At 61.9% G+C, this 23,888-nt stretch carries 12 protein-coding genes; 5 read left to right on the top strand and 7 right to left on the bottom strand.

What is annotated here, in order from left to right:
* Nucleotides 1–32 precede the first annotated feature (32 nt).
* Together LOY31_RS19200 and LOY31_RS19195 are read right to left on the bottom strand one after the other, a co-directional pair.
* Entirely contained in the window at nt 33–1,055 is a 1,023-nt protein-coding gene (locus LOY31_RS19200) for a purine nucleoside permease (RefSeq protein WP_258712051.1), read from the bottom strand.
* A 14-nt stretch (nt 1,056–1,069) separates the two neighbouring features.
* On the bottom strand, nt 1,070–2,029 hold the full coding sequence (locus LOY31_RS19195) for a nucleoside-specific channel-forming protein Tsx (protein ID WP_007958992.1): 960 nt from the start codon (nt 2,027–2,029) through the stop codon (nt 1,070–1,072).
* A 410-nt stretch (nt 2,030–2,439) separates the two neighbouring features.
* Between LOY31_RS19195 and LOY31_RS19190 the strand changes: the two genes are divergently transcribed.
* The gene (locus tag LOY31_RS19190; RefSeq protein WP_258712050.1) at nt 2,440–12,960 is read left to right on the top strand and encodes an autotransporter-associated beta strand repeat-containing protein; all 10,521 of its coding nucleotides are present in this window, start codon (nt 2,440–2,442) and stop codon (nt 12,958–12,960) included.
* Between the two features lie 85 nt (nt 12,961–13,045).
* On the opposite strand, the gene LOY31_RS19185 is transcribed toward LOY31_RS19190, so the two are convergent.
* From LOY31_RS19185 to LOY31_RS19175, 3 genes are all read right to left on the bottom strand, one after another.
* Entirely contained in the window at nt 13,046–14,284 is a 1,239-nt protein-coding gene (locus LOY31_RS19185) for an OmpA family protein (RefSeq protein ID WP_221535513.1), read from the bottom strand.
* A gap of 125 nt (nt 14,285–14,409) precedes the next feature.
* Nucleotides 14,410–16,068: a hypothetical protein gene (locus LOY31_RS19180; protein ID WP_258712049.1), complete on the bottom strand. Its 1,659-nt coding sequence runs from the start codon at nt 16,066–16,068 to the stop codon at nt 14,410–14,412.
* Between the two features lie 13 nt (nt 16,069–16,081).
* Nucleotides 16,082–17,059: a hypothetical protein gene (locus LOY31_RS19175; RefSeq protein WP_258712048.1), complete on the bottom strand. Its 978-nt coding sequence runs from the start codon at nt 17,057–17,059 to the stop codon at nt 16,082–16,084.
* Nucleotides 17,060–17,211: 152 nt separating this feature from the next.
* Between LOY31_RS19175 and selD the strand changes: the two genes are divergently transcribed.
* The gene (gene selD / locus LOY31_RS19170) at nt 17,212–18,246 is read left to right on the top strand and encodes a selenide, water dikinase SelD (RefSeq protein WP_085608285.1); all 1,035 of its coding nucleotides are present in this window, start codon (nt 17,212–17,214) and stop codon (nt 18,244–18,246) included.
* Complete coding sequence (mnmH, locus tag LOY31_RS19165; RefSeq protein WP_258712047.1) at nt 18,246–19,349, top strand: tRNA 2-selenouridine(34) synthase MnmH; 1,104 nt, start codon at nt 18,246–18,248, stop codon at nt 19,347–19,349. Before selD ends, mnmH begins: the two co-directional genes overlap by 1 nt.
* A gap of 27 nt (nt 19,350–19,376) precedes the next feature.
* On the opposite strand, the gene LOY31_RS19160 is transcribed toward mnmH, so the two are convergent.
* Entirely contained in the window at nt 19,377–20,051 is a 675-nt protein-coding gene (locus tag LOY31_RS19160; RefSeq protein WP_007958986.1) for a hypothetical protein, read from the bottom strand.
* A 295-nt stretch (nt 20,052–20,346) separates the two neighbouring features.
* Here LOY31_RS19160 and LOY31_RS19155 point away from each other — a divergent pair, with 295 nt between their 5' ends.
* Nucleotides 20,347–21,045 (top strand): glutathione S-transferase family protein, encoded by a 699-nt coding sequence (locus LOY31_RS19155; protein ID WP_258712046.1) that lies wholly within the window; start codon nt 20,347–20,349, stop codon nt 21,043–21,045.
* Nucleotides 21,046–21,187: 142 nt separating this feature from the next.
* A complete protein-coding gene (gene hemB / locus LOY31_RS19150; RefSeq protein WP_085686639.1) occupies nt 21,188–22,162 on the top strand; it encodes a porphobilinogen synthase in 975 nt (324 codons plus the stop codon).
* A 4-nt stretch (nt 22,163–22,166) separates the two neighbouring features.
* Here hemB and LOY31_RS19145 read toward each other — a convergent pair whose 3' ends face one another.
* Nucleotides 22,167–23,702 carry an FAD-dependent oxidoreductase gene (locus tag LOY31_RS19145; protein ID WP_258712045.1) on the bottom strand — a complete coding sequence of 512 codons (1,536 nt, stop codon included), beginning with the start codon at nt 23,700–23,702 and terminating at the stop codon, nt 22,167–22,169.
* Between the last annotated feature and the right edge of the window lie 186 nt (nt 23,703–23,888).

Here is a 23,888-nt window from a genome sequence, read left to right as displayed (position 1 = left end):
GCGAGTTTCGCACCCACAGGGCTTTGTGGGTCTCAGGATTGCGGGATGCCGTTCTCCCACGCCGGCCAGTTTTTCAGGATGTCCTGCACCAACGGATTGCCCGCGCGGTAGAGGTTTTCCAGTGCCGGCACAAATCCGCCCTGATCGGCGTACTTGAGCAGGTTGTCCACTTCGCTGCCGCCCGGCGCCGGACGGTCGAAATCGGAGCCGGCGCGCACCACGGCGAGGCGCTGCACGTCCACCAGACCCTCGCGACTTGCGCGCAGCAAGGCTTCGTAGGTGGAGTTGTCTTCCTGTTGGGTGGTGCAGTATTCGCCCTGGTTGTCGGTCAGCAATTTGGTCCAGACCTCGGCGCGTTCGCTCAGGCGTGTGCCGGAGAACCAGGTGTTGCCCGCCAGCGTGTCGCAACGGGTGACCACCGGCGGTTGATTGGCCGGTGCTGCCGGGTATTTCAGGCGCCACGCGGCCGATTCCTTGCTTTCGCTCAGTTCGACCTTGTGGCTCAAGGCGAAGGCTTTTGCTTGTAGCTTCGGGTTGAGTTCGAAGACTTCGGTCTTGTAGTCCAGCGGCGGTTTTTCGTTCGGGCCTTGAGTGTTGATGCCGAGGTAACCGGTCGGCCAGCTCGATGGCGCATCGCGTGAATCCAGCTCCCACTGGGTGCCGAACTCGACCAGATAATGCGCCCAGGCGGCCGTGCCGATGGTCCCGTGCTTGGGGCTGATGCCGGCAATCCCGGCAATCAGGAAGTAGCTTTTGCGCAGGTCGAATTTCGGCGACAGCGCCAGTGCCAGTGTCGAAGCCGCGGCGTTGGTCTGGCCCATGCCGGTGGTCATCAGGCAGACCTGCTGTGTGTTGCAGCGGATGGTCGGGTATTCGGCCGACAGGCCCGGCACGCGGACTTCCTGTTTGAGTTCGAGGCGATCGATCCAGTGCTGTGCCTCCGGAGCGAACATGGTGATCAGCACGACTTTCGGCTGAATCGGTGCCTCGGCCGCCCATGCGGTGGAAGAGAGCAGGGCGGCAGCGGCCAGTGATACACGCGTCATTGCTTTCATGATTGCTCCTGGATTCAGAACTGATAACCGACGCCGGCGTAGTAACCCCAGCCGTTGGAACGTGCCCGGAAATTACCGTCGCCAAAATTCAGCTCGCTGCCATCCTCCCAGTTGCCGCCGTTGTGGAAATAACGGCCGACCAGGGTGAAGCGCAAGTGGGTGAACGAGTACAGCAACACGTTGGTTGCCACCGTGGCATTGGCAGTCCGCGCCGGGTTGTCCTTGTGGATGTCCGAGCCGAAATCGAAGTTGGTGAAGCCGATGTAGGTCAGCGAGGCGCCGTTGCTGAATTTGTCGATCGGCACGATGTACTTGAGCTGCGCGCGGTAGCCGTCCCACGAGTATTCGTTGCTGGCGCCGTAGTTTTCCCACTGGTAGCGCCCGTACAGGTTGGCCGACAGATTGACCCGCGAATGGGTGTCGATGTCGGTGCCGAAACCGCTGTACAGCGTGTTGGCGCGGTTCTCTTTACGGCTGCCGTGATCGTAGATCCAGTCGAACGCCACGTACCATTCCTTGAACGGCCCGATGGCCAGGCTGCGGCCGGCGAGGTAGTCGATGGAGATGCGCGGCTCGTGCTCCATGAACACCGGCGAGCCGTGATCCCACACGCCTTTGTCGTGGCTGTTGCCGATGTTGAAAATCTTCGGGATGTCGATGTAGCCGTAAAGCTCGAACGGCCCCTTGCGCCCGAAGTACTCGTATTCCAGGTAGATGTCGTCCGCCGGTTGCGGGCCGAAACTGATGTCCTTGCTGCCGATCAGCATCAGGTCCTGGTTGTACCAGTCCGACAGGTACGCGCCTTTTTTCGGCGGGCTGGCTTCGGGGCTGAGGGCTTCACCCTGAGCAGATTCATCTGGCAGGGCAGGCTGCGCCAGCGTGGTCTGACTGAGAACTCCGGTAACGCCGGCCAGTAGCAGGGAAACAGCAAAAGTGCGCACACCGCGACGACGGTGGCAGGAGGAAACGTGCATTCAAAGTCCTTTTTGCGGATCACGGCCCGGAATCATAGGGCCTGTACGGTTTTGTAACGAAAAGGCAGTCAACGGTAGCTCGCAAACGTTTGCACAAGCCGTACCAGTTTCTCAAGTGGCTGAAAAATCGATTGATTCGCGGGTTTAGCTGGCGGCTCGGTCAACTCCCCTCAAAAGCGTCTGAAATAGCCCTCAAGTCCTTGCTCAGAACGGCCGGAAGTATCGACGCAGGGCCTTATCGCACAAAAGTATTAACACTATTTAACCGGTGCCCCATCGCAGGGCATCAACTAGCGTGTGTCTGGAATGCGACGGTTTATCTGATGACCGTCATACGCTTGATACGCGTGCTGAATCTTGCCGCAGTTGCACGCCTTCAAGGACGAAATTGGCCACGCAAGGAGTAACCCGTGGAAGCAAGGTTTGGTGTCGCCCTCGTTTCGCGTTTTTCCCCACTGTCCCTTGCTGTGCATCTGAGCGTCGCCGGGCTGCTTTTCGGTGGCGTCAGCGAGCAGGCGTTTGCCACCTGTTCGGCGGCGGGCTCCACGATTACCTGTTCGGGCGTTCCGACCCTGCCGCTGTTTCTCAATGACTACAGCAGTGCCACCAGCGGCCTGACGTTCAACGTCACCAACGGCGCGCAGATGAACGCGACCCTGGGTGGCAAGGTCATCAACCTGACCGGCGCCAACATCAACCTCAACAACTCCGGCACCCTCGACCCGGCCTTGCTCGGCCTGGTGTCGATCCTCAGTGGCGGCGCGTTCATCGGCACCGGCGCAACCAGCACCGTGAGCATCGTCAATAACACCACCGGGCTCATTCGCGGCACCGGCATGTTGCTCGGCCTCAACCTGACCAGCATCGACGGGCTGGGGATTGCCGTGAACAACTCGGTGTCGGGCACCACGACCATTACCAACGACGGCACGATTACCTCCACGGGGCTGTCGGTTGGCGGCATCACCCTGGCCGATACGCCAGTGGTCGGTGTGTACGGCGGTTCACAAGTCAACATGACCAACAGCGCCACCGGTACGATCAACGGCCGGGTCGCGTTCGAGACGTCGGTGGCGGGCAACACCTTCACCAACGCCGGTAACATCACCGGCGGCGTGTCGATGGGGGCGGGCAGCACCAACACCTTCTACGCGATCACCGGTTCCAGCGTTAACGTCGGCGACGGTGTGCAAGTCTCCGTCGGCCTCGGTGGCCTGATCGGCATCAACCTGACCTTCGCCCCGACCGGGACGATCGATGGCGGTGCGGCCGGTACCAACACGCTGATCCTGCAAAACCCGATCGGCCTCGGCGGCGGTACCACCGGGACCGGCACGGCGTCCAGCGCAACCTACGTCAACTTCAACAACCTGACCCTCAACAGCGGCACCTGGACCTTGCAGGGGCCATTGGTCAGCGGTGCGACCACCCTCAATGGCGGTGTCGCGCAGTTCAACGACAACGCGGCGTTCGGCAGCGGTGTGCTGACGTCCAACGGCGGGATTCTGCAGGCCAGCAATGCCGGTTTGACGCTGTCCAACCAGATCAACCTGGGCGGGACTGGCCTGACTCTGCAGGGCATCAACGGCATGACCCTGAACGGGGTGATTTCCGGCACCGGCGGCCTGACCAAGATCGGCAGCGGCCAGATCAACCTCAACGGCATCAACACTTACACCGGCAACACCGTGCTCAACGGCGGCGTAGTGCTGGTGGGCAACAACCAGGCGTTCAGCACCGGCGGCATCACCGTGGGCGGCTCTTCGAGCATCTCGGCGACGGCGCCGATTTCGCTGGCTAACGCGATCACGCTCAACAGCACCCTGACCGCGACCGGCACGGGTGCGCTGACCCTGGGCGGAGTGATCAGCGGCGCCGCCAACCTGACCAAAACCGGCAGCGGCAGCCTGACCCTCAACGGCATCAACACCTACACCGGGATCACCAGCCTCAGCGCCGGCACCTTGCGCGTCGGCAACAACAACGCCGTGGGCACCGGTGTCCTCAACACCAGCAACGGTACCAGCCTCGACAGCACCGGCAACGTGACCCTGGCCAACAACGTCGGCATCACCGGTGCGCTGAACGTGCTCGGCAGCAATGCCCTGACCCTGGCCGGCATCGTCTCCGGCACCGGCGCGATCACCAAAAGCGGCAGCGCCAGCCTGACCCTGACCGGCAACAACACCAACAGCGGCACCACCGCGCTCAACGGCGGCAGTTTGCTCGTCGGCAGCAACACCGCCCTCGGCACGGGCGCCTTGAACGCGGCGGCCGGCACCACGCTGGATGCGACCACCGCCGTGACCCTGGCCAACGCAGTGGCGCTGGCAGGCGGGCTGACCATCGGCGGCACCCAGGCGCTGGGCCTGAGCGGTGTCATCAGCGGCGCCGGCAACCTGATCAAGGGCGGCACCGCGAACCTGACCCTCAGCGGCAACAACACTTTCTCCGGCGGCACCGCGCTGAATAACGGAACGCTGATCGTCGGCTCCAACACCGCGCTCGGCACCGGCGCACTGACCACAGCAGCGGGCACCACCCTCGACGCCAGCACCACCGTGGCGCTGAGCAACGCGGTCGCCCTCGGCGGCAATCTGAACATTGCCGGCAACGCCAACCTGACCCTCGGTGGCGTGGTCAGCGGCAGCGGCGGGCTGACCAAAAACGGCGCGGCCAACCTGATTCTCAACGGCGCCAACACCTTCAGCGGCGGCACCACGCTGAACGCCGGCACCCTGACCGTCGGCAACGCCGCCGCTCTGGGCAGCGGCGCCCTGACTGTCGCCAGCGCCGCGACTCTCGATAGCAACACCTCGGTCATCCTGAACAACAACGTCGCGCTCAATGGCAACCTGTCCATCGGCGGCAGCAACGGCATGATCCTGGGCGGCGTGCTCAGCGGTGCCAGTCAACTGATCAAGAACGGCACGGCCAACCTGACCCTCAACGGCGCCAACACCTTCACCGGCGGCACCGCGCTCAACGCCGGCAGCCTGACCGTCGGCAACGGCGCGGCACTCGGCACCGGCACGCTGACCGTGGGCGGGGCGGGCGCAACGCTCAACAGCAGCGCCAACGTGACGCTGAACAACGCGATTGCCCTCAACTCCAACCTCACCGCCGGCGGCGCCAACCCGCTGACCCTCGGCGGCGTGATCAGCGGCGGCAGCAACCTGATCAAGACCGGCTCGTCGACCCTGACCCTGACCGGCAACAACACCTACACCGGCTCTACGTCGCTGAACGCCGGGACACTGATCGTCGGCTCCAACACGGCCCTCGGCACCGGCATCCTCAATGCCGGCAACAACACCACACTGGACGCCAGCACCGCGACCAGCCTGGCCAACAACGTCAATCTCGGCGGCAACGTGACCCTCGGCGGCAGCAATGCGCTGACCCTCGCGGGTGTGGTCTCCGGGGTCGGTGGCCTGACCAAAAGCGGCCCGGCCGACCTGATCCTCAACGGCGCCAACACCTACTTCGGCAACACCGCGTTGAACGTCGGCAAGCTGATTGTCGGCAGCAACACCGCGATCGGCAGCGGCGCATTGAACGCAGCGGCGGGCACCACGCTGGACACCAACACCGCCGTCACTCTGGGCAATCAGGTCAACCTCGCCGGTGCGATGAACATCGGTGGCAGCGCCGATCTGACCCTCACCGGGACCGTCGCTGGCGCCGGCAGCCTGGTGAAAAACGGTGCGGCCAATCTGAACCTCAATGGCACCAACACTTACGCCGGCGGCACCACCCTGAACGCCGGTACGGTGACTGTCGGCAACAGCTCGGCGCTCGGCACCGGTGCCTTGACCGTCGGCGGTGCGGCAACGCTCGACAGCAGTTCACCGCTGGTCAGCCTCGCGAACGCAGTCGTGCTCAATGCGGCGCTGAGCGTCGGCGGTACCCAGGACCTGACTCTCGGCGGCGTGATCAGCGGCGCCGGCCAGTTGATCAAGAACGGCGCAGCCAACCTGACCGTCAACGGGACCAACACCTTCAGCGGCGGCAGCACGCTCAACGCGGGTACGCTGACACTGGGCTCGGCCGCTGCGCTGGGCAGTGGCGGCCTGACCGTCGGCGGCGCTTCGACGCTGGATACCAGTACCGGCATGAGTGTCGGCAACAACATTACTCTCAACGCCGGCCTGACCCTGGCCGGCAATAACACCCTGAACCTCAGCGGCGTGATCGATGGCGCCGGCAGCCTGACCAAGGACGGCTTCGGCGATCTGACGCTCAGCGGCAACAACACCTTCACCGGCGCGCTGAACATCGCCTCCGGCAGCGTCACCACCGTGAGCAGCGGGGCGCTGGGCAATACTTCCGGCGCCAATATCAGCGCCGGTGCCAATCTCTTTCTCAACAGCAGCAACAGCCTCAACGGGCTGAGCGGCAGCGGCAGCGTGCAGGTCGCCGGCGGCAACACCCTGACCGTGGGCGGCGTGAGCAGCACCAGCACCTTCGACGGCGACCTCGGTGGCAGCGGCACCCTGACCAAAGTCGGTACCGGGACACTGAACCTCACCGGCATCAACGGCATCACCGGCAACACCAACGTCAACGGCGGTACGCTGAACCTCACCGGTTCCCTGGCCAGTTCCCAGCTCAACGTCAACAACGGTGCGACCCTCACAGGTACCGGTTCGGCGCTGGGCTTCATCACCGTCAACAGCGGCGGTCATCTGGCGTTGTCTTCGGGCAATACCTTGTCGACCTCGTCGCTGATTCTCACCGCCAACAGTAATGTCGACGCGAGCCTCGCCACGCCATCGACCTCTTCGCTGATGAACATCGGCGGCAATCTGACCCTCGACGGCAACCTCAACGTCACCGATGCCGGCGGCTTCGGCGTGGGTGTCTATCGCCTGTTCAACTACATCGGCGCGCTGACCGACAACGGCCTGACTGTGGCGGGTGTGCCGGTGGGTTATGGCCTCGGCGACATCCTCGTGCAGACCTTGGGTAATCAGGTCAACCTGATCGTGTCGGCCCCGAACACCAACCTGCGTTTCTGGGATGGCAGCCAGACCATCCCGAACGGCACGGTGGATGGCGGCACGGGTACATGGACTGCCGGCGGCACCAACTGGACCAATTCCAACGGCACGTTGAACCAGACCTGGGCCGGCGACTTCGCCGTGTTCCAGGGCACGGCCGGCACGGTGTCGGTCAACGGCACGCAACTGTTCACCGGGATGCAGTTCCTCACCGATGGCTACAACGTGGTCAACGGTTCGTCGGGTCTGCTGACCGCCGTCAACGGCAGCGGTGGCACCACGGCGATGCGGGTTGATCCGGGCGTGACCGCCACGGTCGGCGTGAACATCAACGGCAGCGGGATTCTCAACAAACTCGACGCGGGCACTCTGGTACTCAACGGCGCCAACAGCTACACCGGCGGCACGCAACTGGACGGCGGCACATTGGTCGTCGGCAGCAACACCGCGCTGGGCACCGGCGCGCTGATTGCCAATGCCGGCACGCAACTCGACAGCAACACCGCCGTAACCCTGGCCAACGCCGCCACGCTCAACGGCAACCTCACACTGCTCGGCAGCAATGCGCTGACCCTCAACGGTGTCATTTCCGGCACCGGCGGCTTGATCAAGAACGGCTCGGCCAGCCTGACCCTCGGCGGCAACAACGCCTTCCTCGGGCCGGTGGCACTGAATGCGGGCGGTCTGGTTCTGGCGTCGAACAGCGCGCTGGGCTCGGCCACCCTGAACGCGGCGAACGGCACCACCCTGGATGCCAGCGGCGCTTTCACGGCGGGTAACGCGATCAACCTGGCGGGCAACCTCGGCATCGTCGGCAGCAACGATCTGACGCTGAGCGGCGCGATCAACGGCGCCGGCAGCCTGACCAAGAATGGCGCGGCCAACCTGATCCTCAGCGGGGCCAACAACTTCCTCGGTGGCATCACCCTCAACGCCGGCACCCTGACCGCCGGCAGCAACGGCGCTCTCGGTCTGGGCAACCTGACCGTGGCCGGTGCCTCGGCGCTGGACAGCAACACCTCCGTGTCGCTGGGCAACAACGTGGTGCTCAACGCCAATCTGACCAACACCGGCAACAGCGACGTGGCGCTCAGCGGCGTGGTCAGCGGCACTGGCGGTCTGATCAAGAACGGCGCGTCCAACCTGACCCTCAATGGCATCAACACCTACAGCGGCGGCACCACACTGAACGCCGGCACCGTGACCCTCGGCACCTCGGCGGGTCTGGGTTCCGGCGCGGTGACCGTGGCGGGCGCCTCGACCCTCGACACCACGGCGCCGCTGGTGCTGGCCAACAACATCAACGTCAATGCCAACCTCAGCGTGGCCGGCAACAACAACCTGACCCTCGGTGGCGTGATCGCCGGGGCGGGCACCCTGACCAAGAACGGTCTGGCCGACCTGACGTTGTCCGGCAACAACACCTTCAGCGGCACTTTCGACGTGCAATCCGGCAGCCTGACCACGCTGGGCAACTCGGCACTCGGCAGCAACGCCGGGGTCAATCTCGGCGCTGCGGCGACCCTCAACCTCGGCGGCTCCGGCAGCCTCGCCAGCCTGACCGGCAGCGGCACTGCACTGATCGGCGGCGGCAACACGCTGAGCATCGGCGGCAACAACGCCAGCAGCATCTTCGACGGTGTACTTACCGGCACCGGCGAACTGAGCAAACTCGGCACCGGCACGTTGACCCTGACCGGCCTCAACAGCCTGACCGGCAACACCACGGTCAACGCCGGTACCTTGAACGTCAGCGGCTCGCTGGACAGCGCCAGTGTGCTGGTCAACAGCGGCGGCACCCTGACTGGCGGCGGCTCGCTCGGCGGGGCGGTGACCGTGGCGGATGGTGGTCATCTGGCCGGCGCCACTGGCAGCACGCTGTCGGTGAATTCGCTGGTGTTCAACGCCAACTCCAACTTCGATGTCGGCCTCGGCACACCGGTCTCCGGTGGCGGCAACCCGCTGGTCAACGTTGGTGGCAACCTGACCCTCGACGGCACGCTCAACGTCAGCGACATCGGCGGTTTCGGCAGCGGCGTGTACCGGTTGATCAACTACACCGGTGGCTTGACTGACAACGGCATGCTGATCGGCACCGTGCCGGGCAGCGTCACCCCGGGCGACCTGACCCTGCAAACCGCGCTGGCCAACCAGATCAATCTGCTGGTCACCGCACCGGGCGTCACCGTGCAGTTCTGGGACGGCAACCAGCTTGTCGCCAACGGTTCGGTGGATGGCGGCAGCGGCACCTGGGGCACCGGCACCACCAACTGGACCGACGTCAACGGCACCACCAATCAGGCCTGGACCAACAGCTTTGCGGTGTTCCAGGGCACGGCGGGCACCGTCACGGTCAATGGCGCGCAAACCATCACCGGCATGCAGTTCGTCACCGATGGCTACAGCCTGCAGAACGGCACGGCCGGTTCGCTGAATCTGGTCAACGGATCGCTGGGCAATGCCACCGTGCGGGTCGACCCGAACGTCACCGCCACCGTGGGCGTGGCGCTCAACGGCGCCGGCACACTGGGCAAATACGACACCGGCACCCTGGTGCTCAACGCCGCCAACGGCTACACCGGCGGCACCGCGCTCAATGGCGGCAAGATCGTGGTCGGCAATAACGCCGCCCTCGGCACCGGCGTGTTGACCGCCGCCAACGGCACGGCGCTGGACAGCAACGCAGCGGTCAGCCTGGCCAACGCCGTGGTGCTCAACGGCGGACTCACCGTCGCCGGCTCCAACGCATTGACCCTCGGCGGTGTGGTCAGCGGCAGCGGCAGTCTGATCAAGACCGGCGCATCGAGCCTGACCCTCAACGGCAGCAACACTTACAGCGGCGGTACCCAGCTGTCCGGCGGTTCGCTGATCCTGGGTAACAACAGCGCGATCAGCAGCGGCGCCCTCAGCGTGCTGGGCAATGGCACCCTCGACAGCACTTCTGCGCTGCAACTGGCCAACGCCATCAACCTGGGTGCGCAACTGACCCTGGCCGGCAACCAGAACACCACGCTGATCGGGGCGATCACCGGCAGCGGCAGCCTGGTGAAAAACGGCAGTGGCGACCTCGTCCTCAGCGGCGCCAACACCTACAGCGGCGGCACGACGCTGAACGGCGGCAGCACCCGTGGCGACACCAGCAGCCTGCAAGGTGCAATCGTCAACAACGCGACGCTGACCTTCGAGCAGAACAGTGACGGCAGCTACACCGGCAATCTGACGGGCGTCGGCACTCTGAACAAAACCGGCACCGGCGCCTTGCTGCTGACCGGCAACAACACCTTCACCGGCAACACCGCGGTGCAGGCCGGTTCGCTGAACGTCAACGGTGTGCTCAACAGTGCCAACGTCAACGTCGCCAGCGGTGCGAAAATTGGCGGCAGCGGCGTGTTCGCAGGCGCCGTGCAACTGGCCAACGGTGCGACGCTGACGGGCGGCGGCACTGCAACGCCGTTGTCGGTCGGTTCGCTGGCGTTGTCTTCGGGCGCTAACCTGGACTTCACCCTCGGCTCGGCCACCAGTTCCACAACCGTGGTCAACGTCGCCGGCAACCTGACCCTCGACGGCACACTGAACATCAGCAATGCCGGAGGCTTCGGCACCGGGGTCTATCAACTGTTCAGCTACGGCGGCAGCCTGACCAACAACGGTCTGGTCTACGGCAGCCTGCCGGTGTCGGCGGCCAACCTAACCCTGCAGACCGCGCTGGCCAATCAGGTCAACCTGCTGGTACAGAACACACCGGGTGAAGTGCAGTTCTGGAACGGTGGCAAAACCAATCCGGACGGCAGCATCGGTGGTGGCAGCGGCGTGTGGGGGCCGAATACCAACTGGACCGATCCGAGCGGTACCCAGGCGCTGGCGTCGAACGGTCAGTTCGCCGTGTTCGGCGGGCAGAGCGGGACGGTCACCGTGCAAGGCAATCAGAACTTCACCGGGTTGCAGTTCCTCTCCAGCGGTTACAGCCTGGTTCCAGGCGCTGGCGGTACGCTGACCCCGGTCAACGGCCCGGGCGGCAGCCTTGCGCCGGTACGGGTGAATGCCGGTGGCAGCGCGGAAATTTCCGCACCGCTGGTGGGCAGTGGCGGTATCGAGAAGCTGGATTCCGGCACTCTGGTCCTCAGCGGCGCCAACACCTACAGCGGCGGGACCACGGTCAGCGGCGGTACGCTGATCGGTAATACCACCAGCCTGCAAGGCAACATCCTCAACAACGCATCGCTGGTGTTCCAGCAGAACGCCAACGGCCAGTTCAACGGTCGCCTCAGCGGTGTCGGCGCCCTGGCCAAACGCGGTGCCGCGCGCTTGCTGCTGACCGGTGATCAACCCTTCAGCGGCACCGTGGCGGTGGATCAGGGCGTGCTGCAAGTCGGCAGCCGCGCGGCGCGGGCCTCCCTGGCCGGGCAGGTCACCGTGGCCAATGGCGCGGGCCTGAGCGGTAATGGCAGCGTCGGGTCGGTGGTCAACCATGGCGTGGTGGCTTCCGGTGGCGAGGACGGCACCTTGAGTGTCGCCGGCAACCTGACCAACGCCGCCGACGGTGTGCTGGCCCTGACGGTCAGCTCGCCGACCGCCACTCCGCTGGCCGTCGGTGGCACCGCGACTCTGAGCGGTGGTCTGCAGGTCAACAGCCTGGCGCCGTTCACCGGCAACACCGTGTACTCGCTGATCACCGCCGGTGGCGGGGTGAACGGCACCTTCAGCGCTGCCGATCTGCCGCAATATGCGTTCCTCGACACGGCGCTGGTGTATGACCCGAACGCGGTGACCCTGGTGGTCAGCCGCAACGGCAACTCGTTCGTCGACGTCGCTGCTACCCGCAACCAGCGCAACACCGCTTCGGCGTTGATGCGTAACGGCGCGGCGGGCGCTGCGTTGCAGAACGAAATCATCAATCTCAGTGTGGCGGGCGCACGTAACGCCTTCGACAGTCTGTCGGGTGAAATCCATGCCAGCACCGCCAGCGCAATCCTTGAGGATTCGCGCTACGTGCGGGACGCGGTCAACGACCGTATGCGCCAGCCTTCGTGCAGCGCACCGGACGATCCACGCCGCGCCCTGGCCCCGAGCGACAATCAGTTGAGCAGCAACGGCTGCCACGGCGAAATGGTCGGCTGGGCCCGCGCACTCGGGGCCTGGGGCGAGTCGGACGGCAACAGCAACAGCGCGAAGCTGGATCGCAACCTGAGCGGCTTCATGCTCGGCACCGACAAGCAGATCGACGACCAGTGGCGCGTCGGCATGGCCGCCGGCTACACCCGCAGCGATCTGGATGCTCACGATCGTCGCTCGGATGCCACGGTCGAGAGCTACCACCTGGCGGCGTACCTCAACTCGCAATTCGATGCCCTGGCGGTGCGCCTCGGTGCGGCATACAGCTGGCACGACATCGAAACCAAGCGCGACGTCAGCGTCGGTGCCTACAACGATCGGTTGAAGGCTAATTACGACGCGCGCAGCGCCCAGGTGTTCGGTGAAGTCGGCTATGCCATCGAAGCGGCCGGGATTGCCCTGGAACCGTTCGCCGGTCTGGCGTACGTCAACTACGACAGCGACAAGGCCAAGGAGAAAGGCGGAGTGGGGCGCCTGCGCGCCGAGTCCGATCAGGACATCACCTTCTCGACCCTGGGCGTGCGCGCCGGCAAGGTCATCACCCTGGCCAACGGCGGGCAATTCACTCCGCGCGCGGCGCTCGGCTGGCGGCATGCCTTCGGCGACACCAAACCCGACGCCGATCTGACCTTCATCGACGGCGGCGCCTCGTTCAACACCCAGGGCGTGCCGATTGCCAAGGACAGCGCGGTGGTCGAAGCGGGCGTGGACTTCCAGATCAGCCCGACCGGCAAACTCGGTATCGGCTATTCGGGGCAGTTGTCGAACGAGAGCAACGACCATGCGATGACCATCAGCTTCAGTCTTGGGTTCTGATTCAGGAGCGAAGCACTTCAGCCGCCCGAAAGGGCGGCTTTTTTTTGATCACCGCTTTCGTTTTGTTATCCGTTTGAACGAGTGCTCATTGTTCTTTCAGTTGTACTTTAAGTTCGATCTCAACGCGTCGGTCTACCGCTAGGCATTCCTTTTGTTCAGGTAGCGGCAGATCTCTGGTGCATGTCGACTTGGGTTGTAGTGAGCCCTGTCCGAGGCGTTTTACTTGTGCCTCAGGCAAATCGGAAAACAGTTCCTTGATCTCTGCATACACGCTGTCGGCGCGCCGCATGGACAGGGCGGCGTTAGAATCTCCCGTCTTGAGCACGGGGATTCTGTCAGTGTGGCCGATGATGTTGGCGGAAAGTATTTTCAGATGATCCGCTGCCAGCCTGAGTTCGGTTTCCTGAGTAAATTGAGCGAGTTGTTTCTTTCCGTTAGCGCTGATTTTGTCGTCGTAGATATCGAAAAGCGTGTCGGTGTTGACGGTTAAACAAGTCTTGAAACTATTTCGCTTGTTCTCCGGAGTCAGGACTTTAACGCCGCTGCGATCCAGTTCGATTTTTGCGATTTTTTTGTTCCATTTTTTGCTTTCAGTATCGTAGGCGAGCAGTTGTACGAGACTGCGTTCGCCCAATCCATGCCAGAGGACATTGAAGTGATGAGCAATGTTGGTTTGGTTTCCCTCTTTCGTACAGCCATAAATGGAGAGGTTCAGTTCCTTTGCGGTGTCGCTGATGATTCTTTGATTTTCTTCGCTTAACACCAGTGAAACGTCTTTTTGCTGGACTCCAATAAAGCCAAAGGTTCCGTCAATGAACTTGCCGAAAACGGGTGGCACCATGGCTGCTGGAATAACGATGGCAATGACCAGCAAGACGATTCGTTGCAGTGCTCGCTTTTGTTTTTCAGCGGTATCGGATACGTCGGATTTCCAGTGGTTTGCTGCAATGTACAAGATGAGTCCGCTGGCGATGGGCGCAAAGAAGGCAGCCCAGTCCTCCATGAAATAAGCCACCAAGGCGAGAGCGCTGAAGAAAAACAAGCTGAATAAAATAGAAAATACTTTGTCAATGATGCTTTTTTCTTTGAATGCGGCGAAAGCAAAGTTGAACGCTATAAAACTGCTGCCCAACCAATACGAGTACAAAAAACCAAACCCTAGCGCGATGAAGATAAAAACCAGGCTGTCTGCCAGGTTGAGTCCGGTCGGGAAGAAATTTATCAGGAACGCGCAGTAACCCCACGTTATAAGAATGCCAAGTGCAACTGTTGATTTGGCTGCAAAGGATGCAAGTTTTTGAAGGTTTTCAAGTAATTCAGACACGAGTTTTCCCGAGGAAGGCCCTGCACGCGATGCATGCAGGGTTTGTTTTTCTTAATTGATCAAGCAAGAGAAACGACAAGCCATCTTTTGACGGTCAGGTAAAACTGACTTGGCATAGATGGGTGTCAGGTGGTGAGACTGTTTTCCAGCACCAAAAGCAATCTGTCGTTTTCTGCCATCGCCTGCCTCAGGTTTTGATCTGACCGTTCGTTAAGCGCGATCAACTCGCGATCCCGGTTCACGCCCAGCGGATCCAGCTTGTCTACAAGATAAACAACAAAGGTACTGGCCAGGCCTGTCAGAGCTCCGACGATTACAGCTGACAAAACCGCGCCCAAGGCTCCTAGCCCGGGAATCATGAGCATCTGTTTTTCGATGATTTCTTCCAGTGCGACCCCGGCGATGATCACACCGCCTGCGCAGGTAATCTTGATCGCCTCGTGGGCGGCCTCACGTAATGTGAGCCCTTTCGGGGGCAGTAGCAGCGTTTTGAGTGCCTTGAGCAGTGACATGAATCCTTCACGAAACATGCGAACCGCGCGTTTGCCGGTGGTGACGAAGACGTTGATCAGCGTTGTCACCAGGTTGGCCAGAACGCCGGCCACGAAGCCTCCACCGCCTGCCGCCAAGGCTGCTTGCCATTGATTTGCGACTCGCTTCGCAATGCGTTCCAGGCGGATCCGCAACTCTGGCACCAACGACTCGTGAGAACGGCCATTGCGGTACAGATCTGTAAGTTCGTCGAAGGTCGCGCTGAAGAATTCGATGAGCATGACGCCGAAGGCTTGCTGAAAGGCCATCTTGCCACCTTCCTTCAGGCTGGTTTTGGCGAGATCAGCCTTGAATTTGTCGCTCTTGTAATAGGCATCACTGAGCTTCTTTTCATACGCCTCACGTGCTGCTTTGTCCTTGGCCAGGAGCAGGTCGGGGTTTTGTGCGATTGCCTCTTGTTGCTTGAGTAGTCGCAGACGATTTTCGTCTTTGGGCGTCAGCTCTTGTTTGTTGGACAAGCGCTGCATTTCTTCCTGACGGCTCTGAGTGTTCTTTTGCAGCTCTTCGACGAATTGAGTAGCGCTTTTTTTGCCTTTTGACTGGTTCAGTGCTTTTTTGGTTGGGTTCAGATTCGAATCTGCATTCGCCAGTGTCGGCGCATCCGCGTCCGCCAGTACGCGCCCACGATCGGTATGAATCACATTCGCCGAAATGGTGTGATCAAGGTTGCGCGGATCCTGGTTCTTGTTCTGGCTGAAGGTTTCGTTGGTATAAGCGTCCTTCAGTACGCCTGAATTCTGGTCGAGGGTATCTTTAGCGTTTTTTGCGATGTAAGCCTTGTCCCCATGGAACTTGGTCGAATCGTACGCGGGCAGATCCGCATATTTTTTTGCTGCAGCATCGGTCGCATATACTTCGTTTCTGGCGTTATTGATTGTGTCGACATTACCTCCTTTCTTGTCGTAAACCGCCAGCACTCGACCGAGTCCGAAAGGCACTGCGATGGCTTGTAATACTTCCCGTCTGCTGTCGCCGACCAGTTGGTCGAATCGTTGCTGGCTGAAAGCGTCGGAGTACGCTTTGAGCACCGCATCGGATTCATCGTCAGACACGTGCAGATCCACCGTAAAGTCAGCTTCAGTGAAACTTTGCTCCAATAGTACGGGGTTGATAGAGATGTCACTCAATTGTCGAGCGAGATCAGCCTCAGGCAATTCAATCAGTCGGGGGCCTTTGGCGATTGCTGCTTGCTGGCGTTGCCGGGCTTTGAAACGTTCAATTCGATCCGTCATGGTGTTTCTCCTTTCAAGCAGCGGCAGACAACTGTGCCCATCCCGAGCGAAACGCCTTTTGCGTCACACTCATTTCGCCGTTCAGTGTTGTGACGAAATCAATGATCTCTTCAAACAATGGCTGCGCCTCGGGTCCGACTTTTCGTGCGCGAATGAAAGCTTCTTTGAGCGTGGGAGGGTTGAGGGACAGCAGGTTTATTGCAGTTTGTACTTTGGCTGGCAGGAACCCGCCCCCCATACCCATCAGGAATTCGTCGATCTGCTGTTTGTCCTCATTGCTGGCTACCCCGGCGCAGGCGGCGCTTGCCTGGGCGACAGCTTGCATGGCAATCAGCATCTTGAAGTAGGCTTCGTGGCTATCGATGCAGACCTTGGCTTTGGCCAGTGCCTCGGTGAAGCGCTTTTCCCGAACTTCACTCTTGGCTTTCTGGCGCATTTCACCGCGAGCCTCCGCGTTTTTTTCCTTACGCTCTTCCAGCTCTTTTTTGGCATTCCAGTAGGTTGCCATTGACGTGCCGAATTCGGCCACATAGTCACGGGAGCTGTCGTAACCGCTGGCTATGGTTTCGCGTGTGAAGTCGTAGGCATCGCCAAGTACATCACCCACTTTGTCTGCCGCTTCCACCACGGACTCAACCGCCGAGGTGTAGGCGTCAGCTACAACATCGGCAGCGCTGGAGGCGGTTTCGACAGTGGAGTTGTAGGCATCGGATACAGCATCACCGACCTTTTCAGCCGCTTCAGTCACAACGTCCGCAGCATCGGCAATCGTTTCTACAGTGGCGTCATACAGATCGCCGACTTTATCTCCGACAATGTCCGCGGCTTCTGCCACCGTCTCACGCGTCGCGTCAAATGCCCGGCCCACAGCGCTGGTGATCGAAGAAAAAATGTCAGTCGCGTGAAAGTTTTCCGCTCGCGGGATGGCGGGTTCGCGTACCCAACTGTCGATAAACGATTCTTCCATGGGGCTGAAGGCGCGAAGTTTCATAAGTAATCCCTGACTTTTTAGACGTTCGGGGATTCTCCCTGGTTGAAGGGTGATGTCAATATGCCTTCAGTTATCTTAGGAGGGATTGACACGGCAGCCCCGTTTGGCTCTCTGCTAGTCTTTGCTTCATTCCTTGCCGAGAGACTGCCCTCATGACCGAGCCCATCCGTCTGACCCAATACAGCCACGGCGCCGGTTGTGGCTGCAAGATTTCGCCCAAGGTGCTGGAAGTGATTCTGGCCGGCAGCGGGGCGCAGAACCTTGATCCGAAACTGTGGGTTGGCAACGCGTCTCGCGATGATGCGGCGGTGTATGAGATCGATGCCGAGCGCGGGGTGGTCTCGACCACGGATTTTTTCATGCCGATCGTCGACGACCCGTTCGACTTCGGCCGCATCGCAGCCACCAACGCGATCAGCGACATCTACGCCATGGGCGGCGATCCGTTGATGGCGATTGCGATCCTCGGCTGGCCGGTCAACGTGCTGGCGCCGGAAGTGGCGCGAGAGGTGATTCGCGGCGGACGTGCGGTGTGCGATGCGGCGGGGATTGCGCTGGCCGGCGGGCATTCGATCGATGCGCCGGAGCCAATCTTCGGCCTGGCCGTCACGGGGCTTGTAGAAAAGCGCTTCATGAAACGCAACGACACCGCCACCGCCGGTTGCCTGCTATACCTGACCAAGCCGTTGGGCATCGGCATCCTCACCACCGCCGAGAAGAAGGGCAAGCTGCGCCCCGACGACATCGGCGTGGCCCGGGACTGGATGTGTACGCTGAACAAGCCCGGCAGCCGCTTCGGCAAACTGGCCGGGGTCACCGCCATGACAGACGTCACCGGGTTCGGGCTGCTCGGGCATCTGGTGGAAATGGCCGACGGCAGTCACCTCACGGCGCGGATTTTTTACGACCGGGTACCGCGTCTGGCGAGCGTCGAGTATTACCTCGAACAGGGCTGCGTGCCGGGAGGCACCTTACGTAATTTCGACAGTTATTCGAGCCGCGTCGGGCGGGTGCAGGAATTGCACAAGCGAGTGCTGTGTGACCCGCAGACCAGCGGCGGGCTGCTGGTGGCCGTGACGCCTGAAGGCAATGCCGAATTCCTCGCCGTCGCTGCCGAACTGGGCCTGACACTGGAACCCATCGGCGAACTGCTGGAGCGAAAGAGTACCGCCGTCGAGGTGAATTGATGGCCCTCGACTTCACCGACTATCGCGACATCTTCCTCAACGACCGGCCGCTGATGGACGCCCGTGCGCCGGTCGAATTTCACAAGGGCGCGTTTCCCGGTGCGCTCAATCTGCCGCTGATGAACGACATCGAGCGGCAGCGAGTCGGCACTTGCTACAAGCATCATGGTCAGCAGGCGGCTATCGAACTGGGTCATCAGCTGGTGTCCGGCGCGGTGAAGGCCGAACGGCTCCAGGCTTGGGCGGCATTTGCCCGGGCGCATCCCGAGGGGTTTCTGTATTGCTTTCGTGGCGGCCTGCGTTCGCAGATCGTCCAGCAGTGGCTGAAGTCGGAAGCCGGCATCGACTATCCGCGTATCGGCGGTGGCTACAAGGCGCTGCGGGGGTTTCTGATCGACACCCTCGAATCAGCCCAGGCCGAGTGTGATTTCGTGCTGCTGGGCGGCATGACCGGCACCGGCAAGACCGAACTGCTGGTGCAACTGCGCAACAGCGTGGATCTGGAAGGTCATGCCAATCACCGAGGTTCCAGCTTCGGCAAGCGCGCCACCGGTCAGCCGTCGAACATCGATTTCGAGAACCGGCTGGCCATCGACTTCCTGAAAAAGCGTGCGGCCGGCATCGAGCAGTTTGTGCTGGAGGATGAGAGCCGGGTGGTGGGCAGCTGCGCGCTGCCGCTGTCGCTGTATCAGGGCATGCAGCAATACCCGATGGTCTGGCTCGAAGATCGTTTCGAGCAGCGCGTCGAGCGGATCCTGCGCGATTACGTGGTGGATTTGTCTGCCGAGTTTCAGGCAGTGCATGGGGAGGAAGGTTTCGGTCGGTTTTCCGAGCGCTTGCTGGATAGCCTCGACAACGTGCACAAGCGCCTGGGCGGCGAGCGGCATCGACGGATGCGGGTGTTGATGGAAGAGGCGCTGGCGGAGCAGGGCCGCAGCGGGGCGGTGGAGTTGCACCGCGCGTGGATCGAGGGTTTGCTGCGCGAGTATTACGACCCGATGTATGTGTTCCAGCGCGAGAAGAAGGGCGGGCGGATCGAGTTTGCCGGGGAGCGGCAGGCCGTTATCGAGTACTTGCGTCAACGCGATAAACCCAAGGCCTGACGGGGCCCGAGCGGGCCCCGGGCAAACTCAGGTCGGACAGCTTTCCTGCCCGTTATCCAGTCCCTGTTTGTAGCTGTGGCTCTGCAGGCTGGCCTTGCCGTTGTGCCAGGTCAGGGTCAGCACATACAGCGAGTCGTAATCGCTGGACTCCCAATCCTCGGTGATCTTCTGCTTCTCGCCGACAGCCTTGCCCGCGACCTTGTTGATCAGCTCCGGCAGGTAACCATGGGACCACGCGGTGTAGATGGTCGAATTGTGGTACTTGTCTTCGATCAGCTCGCGGGCCAGATCGCTGGTGTCGTTGGCCGAGAACTCGATGTTCACCGGCAGGCCGAGCTTGATCGCGGCCGGGCTGATGGTCATCAGCGGGCGGATGTAGCTGTAGGAGTTGTCCAGCTCGCCTTCCTCGACATTGCGCGTCGGGTTGGCGGCGAACACATAGTCGGCCTTGCCGAATTTTTCCGGCAGCAGGGTCGACAGGTCGATCGCCCGGTTCAGGCCCTGGCAGTTGAGCTGACCGAGACCGCCGGCGGGTTTCTCCGCGTGGCGCAGGAACACCAGGGTCTGGGTGCCGTCCACCGGTTGCGCACGGCTTTCGCTGGATTCCAGCGACAGGAACAGCGCGCTGACCGCCAGCAGGGTGGGCAGGGCCACATACGCGCGATGTTTGAAGCGTTTGGCGACTTTCATCAAGTTCGTCATGGGATAAGGATTCTTCAGTCTGTTCGGTTAAGGCTGACAAACCTCTGCACCGGGGCTCGCGCGCCGGATGTTTTCCCTGTCATCAATGGCTTGCTTGGAGCCCCCTGAGGCCTGTTTGGTTCGATCCGCTTGAGTGCGCCGCACTTTACCGTTCAGCCTGTGCGGTTGGAGGGAAGGTTAACCACAGGATGTTGCGGATTTAAGTAAGCCTGCGCAGGGGAGCGTAAAGAACCCGAGCCAGAGCGCTGATCGTGGATTATGCTCAGGCCTTTCATTTTGTGACTGGATGCTACACATGACTGATCTGTCCGCGTTCCCGATCACCCAGAAATGGCCGGCGCAGTACCCTGACTGGATTCAGCTCTATTCCCTGCCGACCCCCAACGGCGTCAAGGTCTCGATCATGCTCGAAGAGATCGGCCTGCCGTACGAGCCGCACCGCGTGGGCTTCGACACCAATGACCAGATGTCTCCGGAATTCCTGTCGCTGAACCCGAACAACAAGATCCCGGCGATCCTCGACCCCCACGGTCCCGAGGACAAACCGCTGCCGTTGTTCGAATCCGGCGCGATCCTGATCTACCTCGCCGACAAGAGTGGCCAGTTGCTGGCCCAGGAAGGCGCGCTGCGCTACGAAACCATCCAGTGGCTGATGTTCCAGATGGGCGGTATCGGCCCGATGTTCGGCCAGCTCGGTTTCTTCAACAAATTCGCCGGCAAGGACTACGAAGACAAACGTCCCCGTGACCGCTACGTCGACGAAAGCAAACGCCTGCTCAGCGTCCTGAACACCCGCCTGGAAGGGCGCGACTGGATCATGGGCGAGCGCTACACCATCGCCGACATCGCCACGTTCCCGTGGGTGCGCAACCTGATCGGCTTCTACGAAGCCGGCGATCTGGTCGGCATCAACAACTTCCCGAACGTCACCCGGGTGCTGGAGCGCTTCCTGGCGCGGCCGGCCGTTGTGCGCGGCCTGACCATTCCTGCCTGACCCTGTTGCAGCCGGGTGCGCAGATTATTGCGCGCCCGGTAACGCACTGTTGATTGATCCAGGTTTGTACCCCGTCCCCCGCAAGGCATAAGCTTCGCCCCCTACGACTTTCGTCTCATCCGCTGTTTTCAGGAAAGGCCCCATGTCCAGTCAGTTCCCCGAAGCACGTCCACGCCGTCTGCGCCGCAATGCGAGCCTGCGCAGCCTGTTCCAGGAAACCGAGTTTTCCCTCAACGATCTGGTGCTGCCGATCTTCGTCGAAGAAGAGATCGACGACTTCGTGCCGATCAAGAGCATGCCCGGCGTGATGCGTATTCCCGAGCGCAAACTGGCCGGCGAGATCGAGCGTTATGCCCGTGCCGGGATCAAGTCGGTGATGACGTTTGGCGTGTCCCATCACCTGGACGCCAGCGGCAGCGACACCTGGCGCGAAAACGGTCTGGTGTCGCGCATGTCGCGGATCGCCAAGGACGCCGTGCCGGAAATGATCGTGATGTCCGACACCTGCTTCTGCGAGTACACCGACCACGGCCATTGCGGCGTGATGCACAACCATGAAGTCGACAACGACCAGACCCTGATCAACCTCGGCAAGCAAGCGGTGGCGGCAGCGCGTGCCGGTGCCGACGTGATCGCGCCGTCGGCAGCGATGGACGGCCAGGTGCGGGCGATTCGCCGGGCGCTGGACGATGCCGGCTTCACGCAGATTCCGATCATGGCCTACTCGACCAAATTCGCCTCGGCGCTCTACGGCCCGTTCCGCGAGGCCGGCGGCAGCGCGTTGAAAGGCGATCGCAAAAGCTATCAGATGAACCCGATGAACCGCCGCGAAGCCCTGCGCGAATCTTTGCTCGACGAGCAGGAAGGCGCCGATGCACTGATGGTCAAACCGGCCGGCGCGTACCTGGACATCATCCGCGACATCCGCGAAGCCTCGACCCTGCCGCTGGCGGCGTATCAGGTCAGCGGCGAGTACGCGATGATCAAGTTCGGCGCCCAGGCCGGGGCCATCGACGAAGATCGCGTGGTGCGCGAAAGCCTCGGCGCGATCAAGCGCGCGGGTGCGGATCTGATCTTCACCTACTTCGCGATGGACCTGGCCCTGGCCGGGATCTGATCCGTCAGGGGCAATTGAAAAACGGCCGGATCCCGTGATCACGGAAATACCGTTCGATCACCTTCGGATCCGCGCTGTTGTCGGCAATCGCCACGTAAGTATCCGGGCGCAGCAGGTAAAAGCCGTTGCGCCCCAGTCCCGCCGTTTCAAACGCCGGGCGCCAGTCGAACACGTGCAGCGGCAAGTGATGTTCATTGCACCAGGCGATCATCTCGTCGCTGGTGTCGCCGTACACATGCACCTGCCAGCAAGGATGGCGCAACGGCTCGTAATTATCCCCCTCGCCATCATGGGCCCACGGCAAGCGGTCGCCGCCGTGCACGTGCCCGGCCACGCCTTCGCTCAACGCCATGCCTCGATAGTTGACGGTGATTTGCGAGACGGTGCGAAACAGGAATTCGCGGCTGGTTTCGAATGAGGCCATTTTCGGAATCAGGAACGGCGCCAGCCGCGTGCGCAACAGATCGGCCATGCGGCCTTCGGCGGTGACGAAGCTGAAGACCTTGTCGGTGGTCGACACCAGTCGCCGGGCGAAGGCGATGCGTTCGGTTTCGTAGCTGTCGAGCAGTGTGGGCGTGGCAGCGCCGCCGAGTACTGCCGCGAGTTTCCACGCCAGATTGATCGCATCGCCGATGCCGGTGTTCATGCCCTGACCGCCAGCCGGGCTGTGTACGTGCGCCGCATCGCCGAGCAAAAACGCCCGGCCCTTGCGAAAGTGATCCGCGACCCGGTGATGCACGCGGTAGGTGGAGAACCAGTTGACGTCCTCGACGTGCACGTTCAAATGCTCGATGGCGCGGCTGCTGACATCGGAAAACTCCAGGGTTTCGGCGCGATCCGCACGTTCGTCACGCACGGTGCCGATCAACCGCGCACGGCCTTCGCCGGCCAGCGGGAATACCGCCAGAAAGTCCGCTTCATCCAGATCCAGATGCAACTCGCCGTTGAGCGCCGGGCCGCTGGCCTGCACATCCGCGACATAGAAAATCTGCTGATAAGTGCCGCCGGGAAAACCGGTGTCGAGGGTTTTGCGCACGACCGAACGGGCGCCTTCACACCCGGCCAGATAGCAGGCCTGACAGATTTCCTGCTCGCCATCCGGCAGGCGCAAATGCGCGGTGAGGCCGTCGCCGTTCTCCGTGAAACTCTCAAGCGTCGTGTTGCGCTCGACCGTCACGTCGTAGTCTTCGAGGCGGTCGATCAACAGTCGCTCGTGTTCGTCCTGCGGGTACATTTCCAGAAAGGCATAGGGCGTCAGGCCTTCGCCGATCCGGTTCAGCGGCAGTTGCGCCACGGGTTTGCCCTTGACCCAGAAATTCGCCGCGGCCACCCGGTGACCGTTGCGCACCACCGCATCGGCCAGGTCCAGTTGCCGGTACAGCTCAAGGGTGCGCGCCTGCACCGCCAGCGCCCGCGACGTGGTGCCCGGCGCGGAAGCCTTGTCGATGATTCGCACGCGCACGCCCAGTTTGCTCAGCCACAGGGCCAGCACCAGTCCGGTGGGGCCTGCGCCGATGATCAGAACATCACTGCGGTTCATGGTCTGTCCTCCTCGCGTGTCCTGACCCCAGGCTTGCCACTGAGTGTGCAGCAGCAAGTATGGATCAGACGGCGAGGGCGGCCAGTCGGCCTGCCAAACGGGACGATGGAACAGTGCCGCCGGCCCGCAGTCCTATCCTGCACCCTGCGATTGCGCGTAGGGTTAACCCGGCTCAACGGACTGGAT

This window comes from Pseudomonas sp. B21-021 (assembly GCF_024749205.1).
Lineage (GTDB): Bacteria > Pseudomonadota > Gammaproteobacteria > Pseudomonadales > Pseudomonadaceae > Aquipseudomonas > Aquipseudomonas paraglycinae.
The sequence above is the reverse complement of the archived record's forward strand: the minus strand, read 5'-3'. Positions and strand labels throughout refer to the sequence as shown.

Coding starts and splice junctions, on each gene's coding strand:
- LOY31_RS19200 (WP_258712051.1), bottom strand. CDS start 1,055: ATGAAAGCAATGACGCGTGTATCACTGGCCGCTGCCGCCCTGCTCTCT.
- LOY31_RS19195 (WP_007958992.1), bottom strand. CDS start 2,029: ATGCACGTTTCCTCCTGCCACCGTCGTCGCGGTGTGCGCACTTTTGCT.
- LOY31_RS19180 (WP_258712049.1), bottom strand. CDS start 16,068: ATGACGGATCGAATTGAACGTTTCAAAGCCCGGCAACGCCAGCAAGCA.
- LOY31_RS19175 (WP_258712048.1), bottom strand. CDS start 17,059: ATGAAACTTCGCGCCTTCAGCCCCATGGAAGAATCGTTTATCGACAGT.
- selD (WP_085608285.1), top strand. CDS start 17,212: ATGACCGAGCCCATCCGTCTGACCCAATACAGCCACGGCGCCGGTTGT.
- mnmH (WP_258712047.1), top strand. CDS start 18,246: ATGGCCCTCGACTTCACCGACTATCGCGACATCTTCCTCAACGACCGG.
- LOY31_RS19160 (WP_007958986.1), bottom strand. CDS start 20,051: ATGACGAACTTGATGAAAGTCGCCAAACGCTTCAAACATCGCGCGTAT.
- LOY31_RS19155 (WP_258712046.1), top strand. CDS start 20,347: ATGACTGATCTGTCCGCGTTCCCGATCACCCAGAAATGGCCGGCGCAG.
- hemB (WP_085686639.1), top strand. CDS start 21,188: ATGTCCAGTCAGTTCCCCGAAGCACGTCCACGCCGTCTGCGCCGCAAT.
- LOY31_RS19145 (WP_258712045.1), bottom strand. CDS start 23,702: ATGAACCGCAGTGATGTTCTGATCATCGGCGCAGGCCCCACCGGACTG.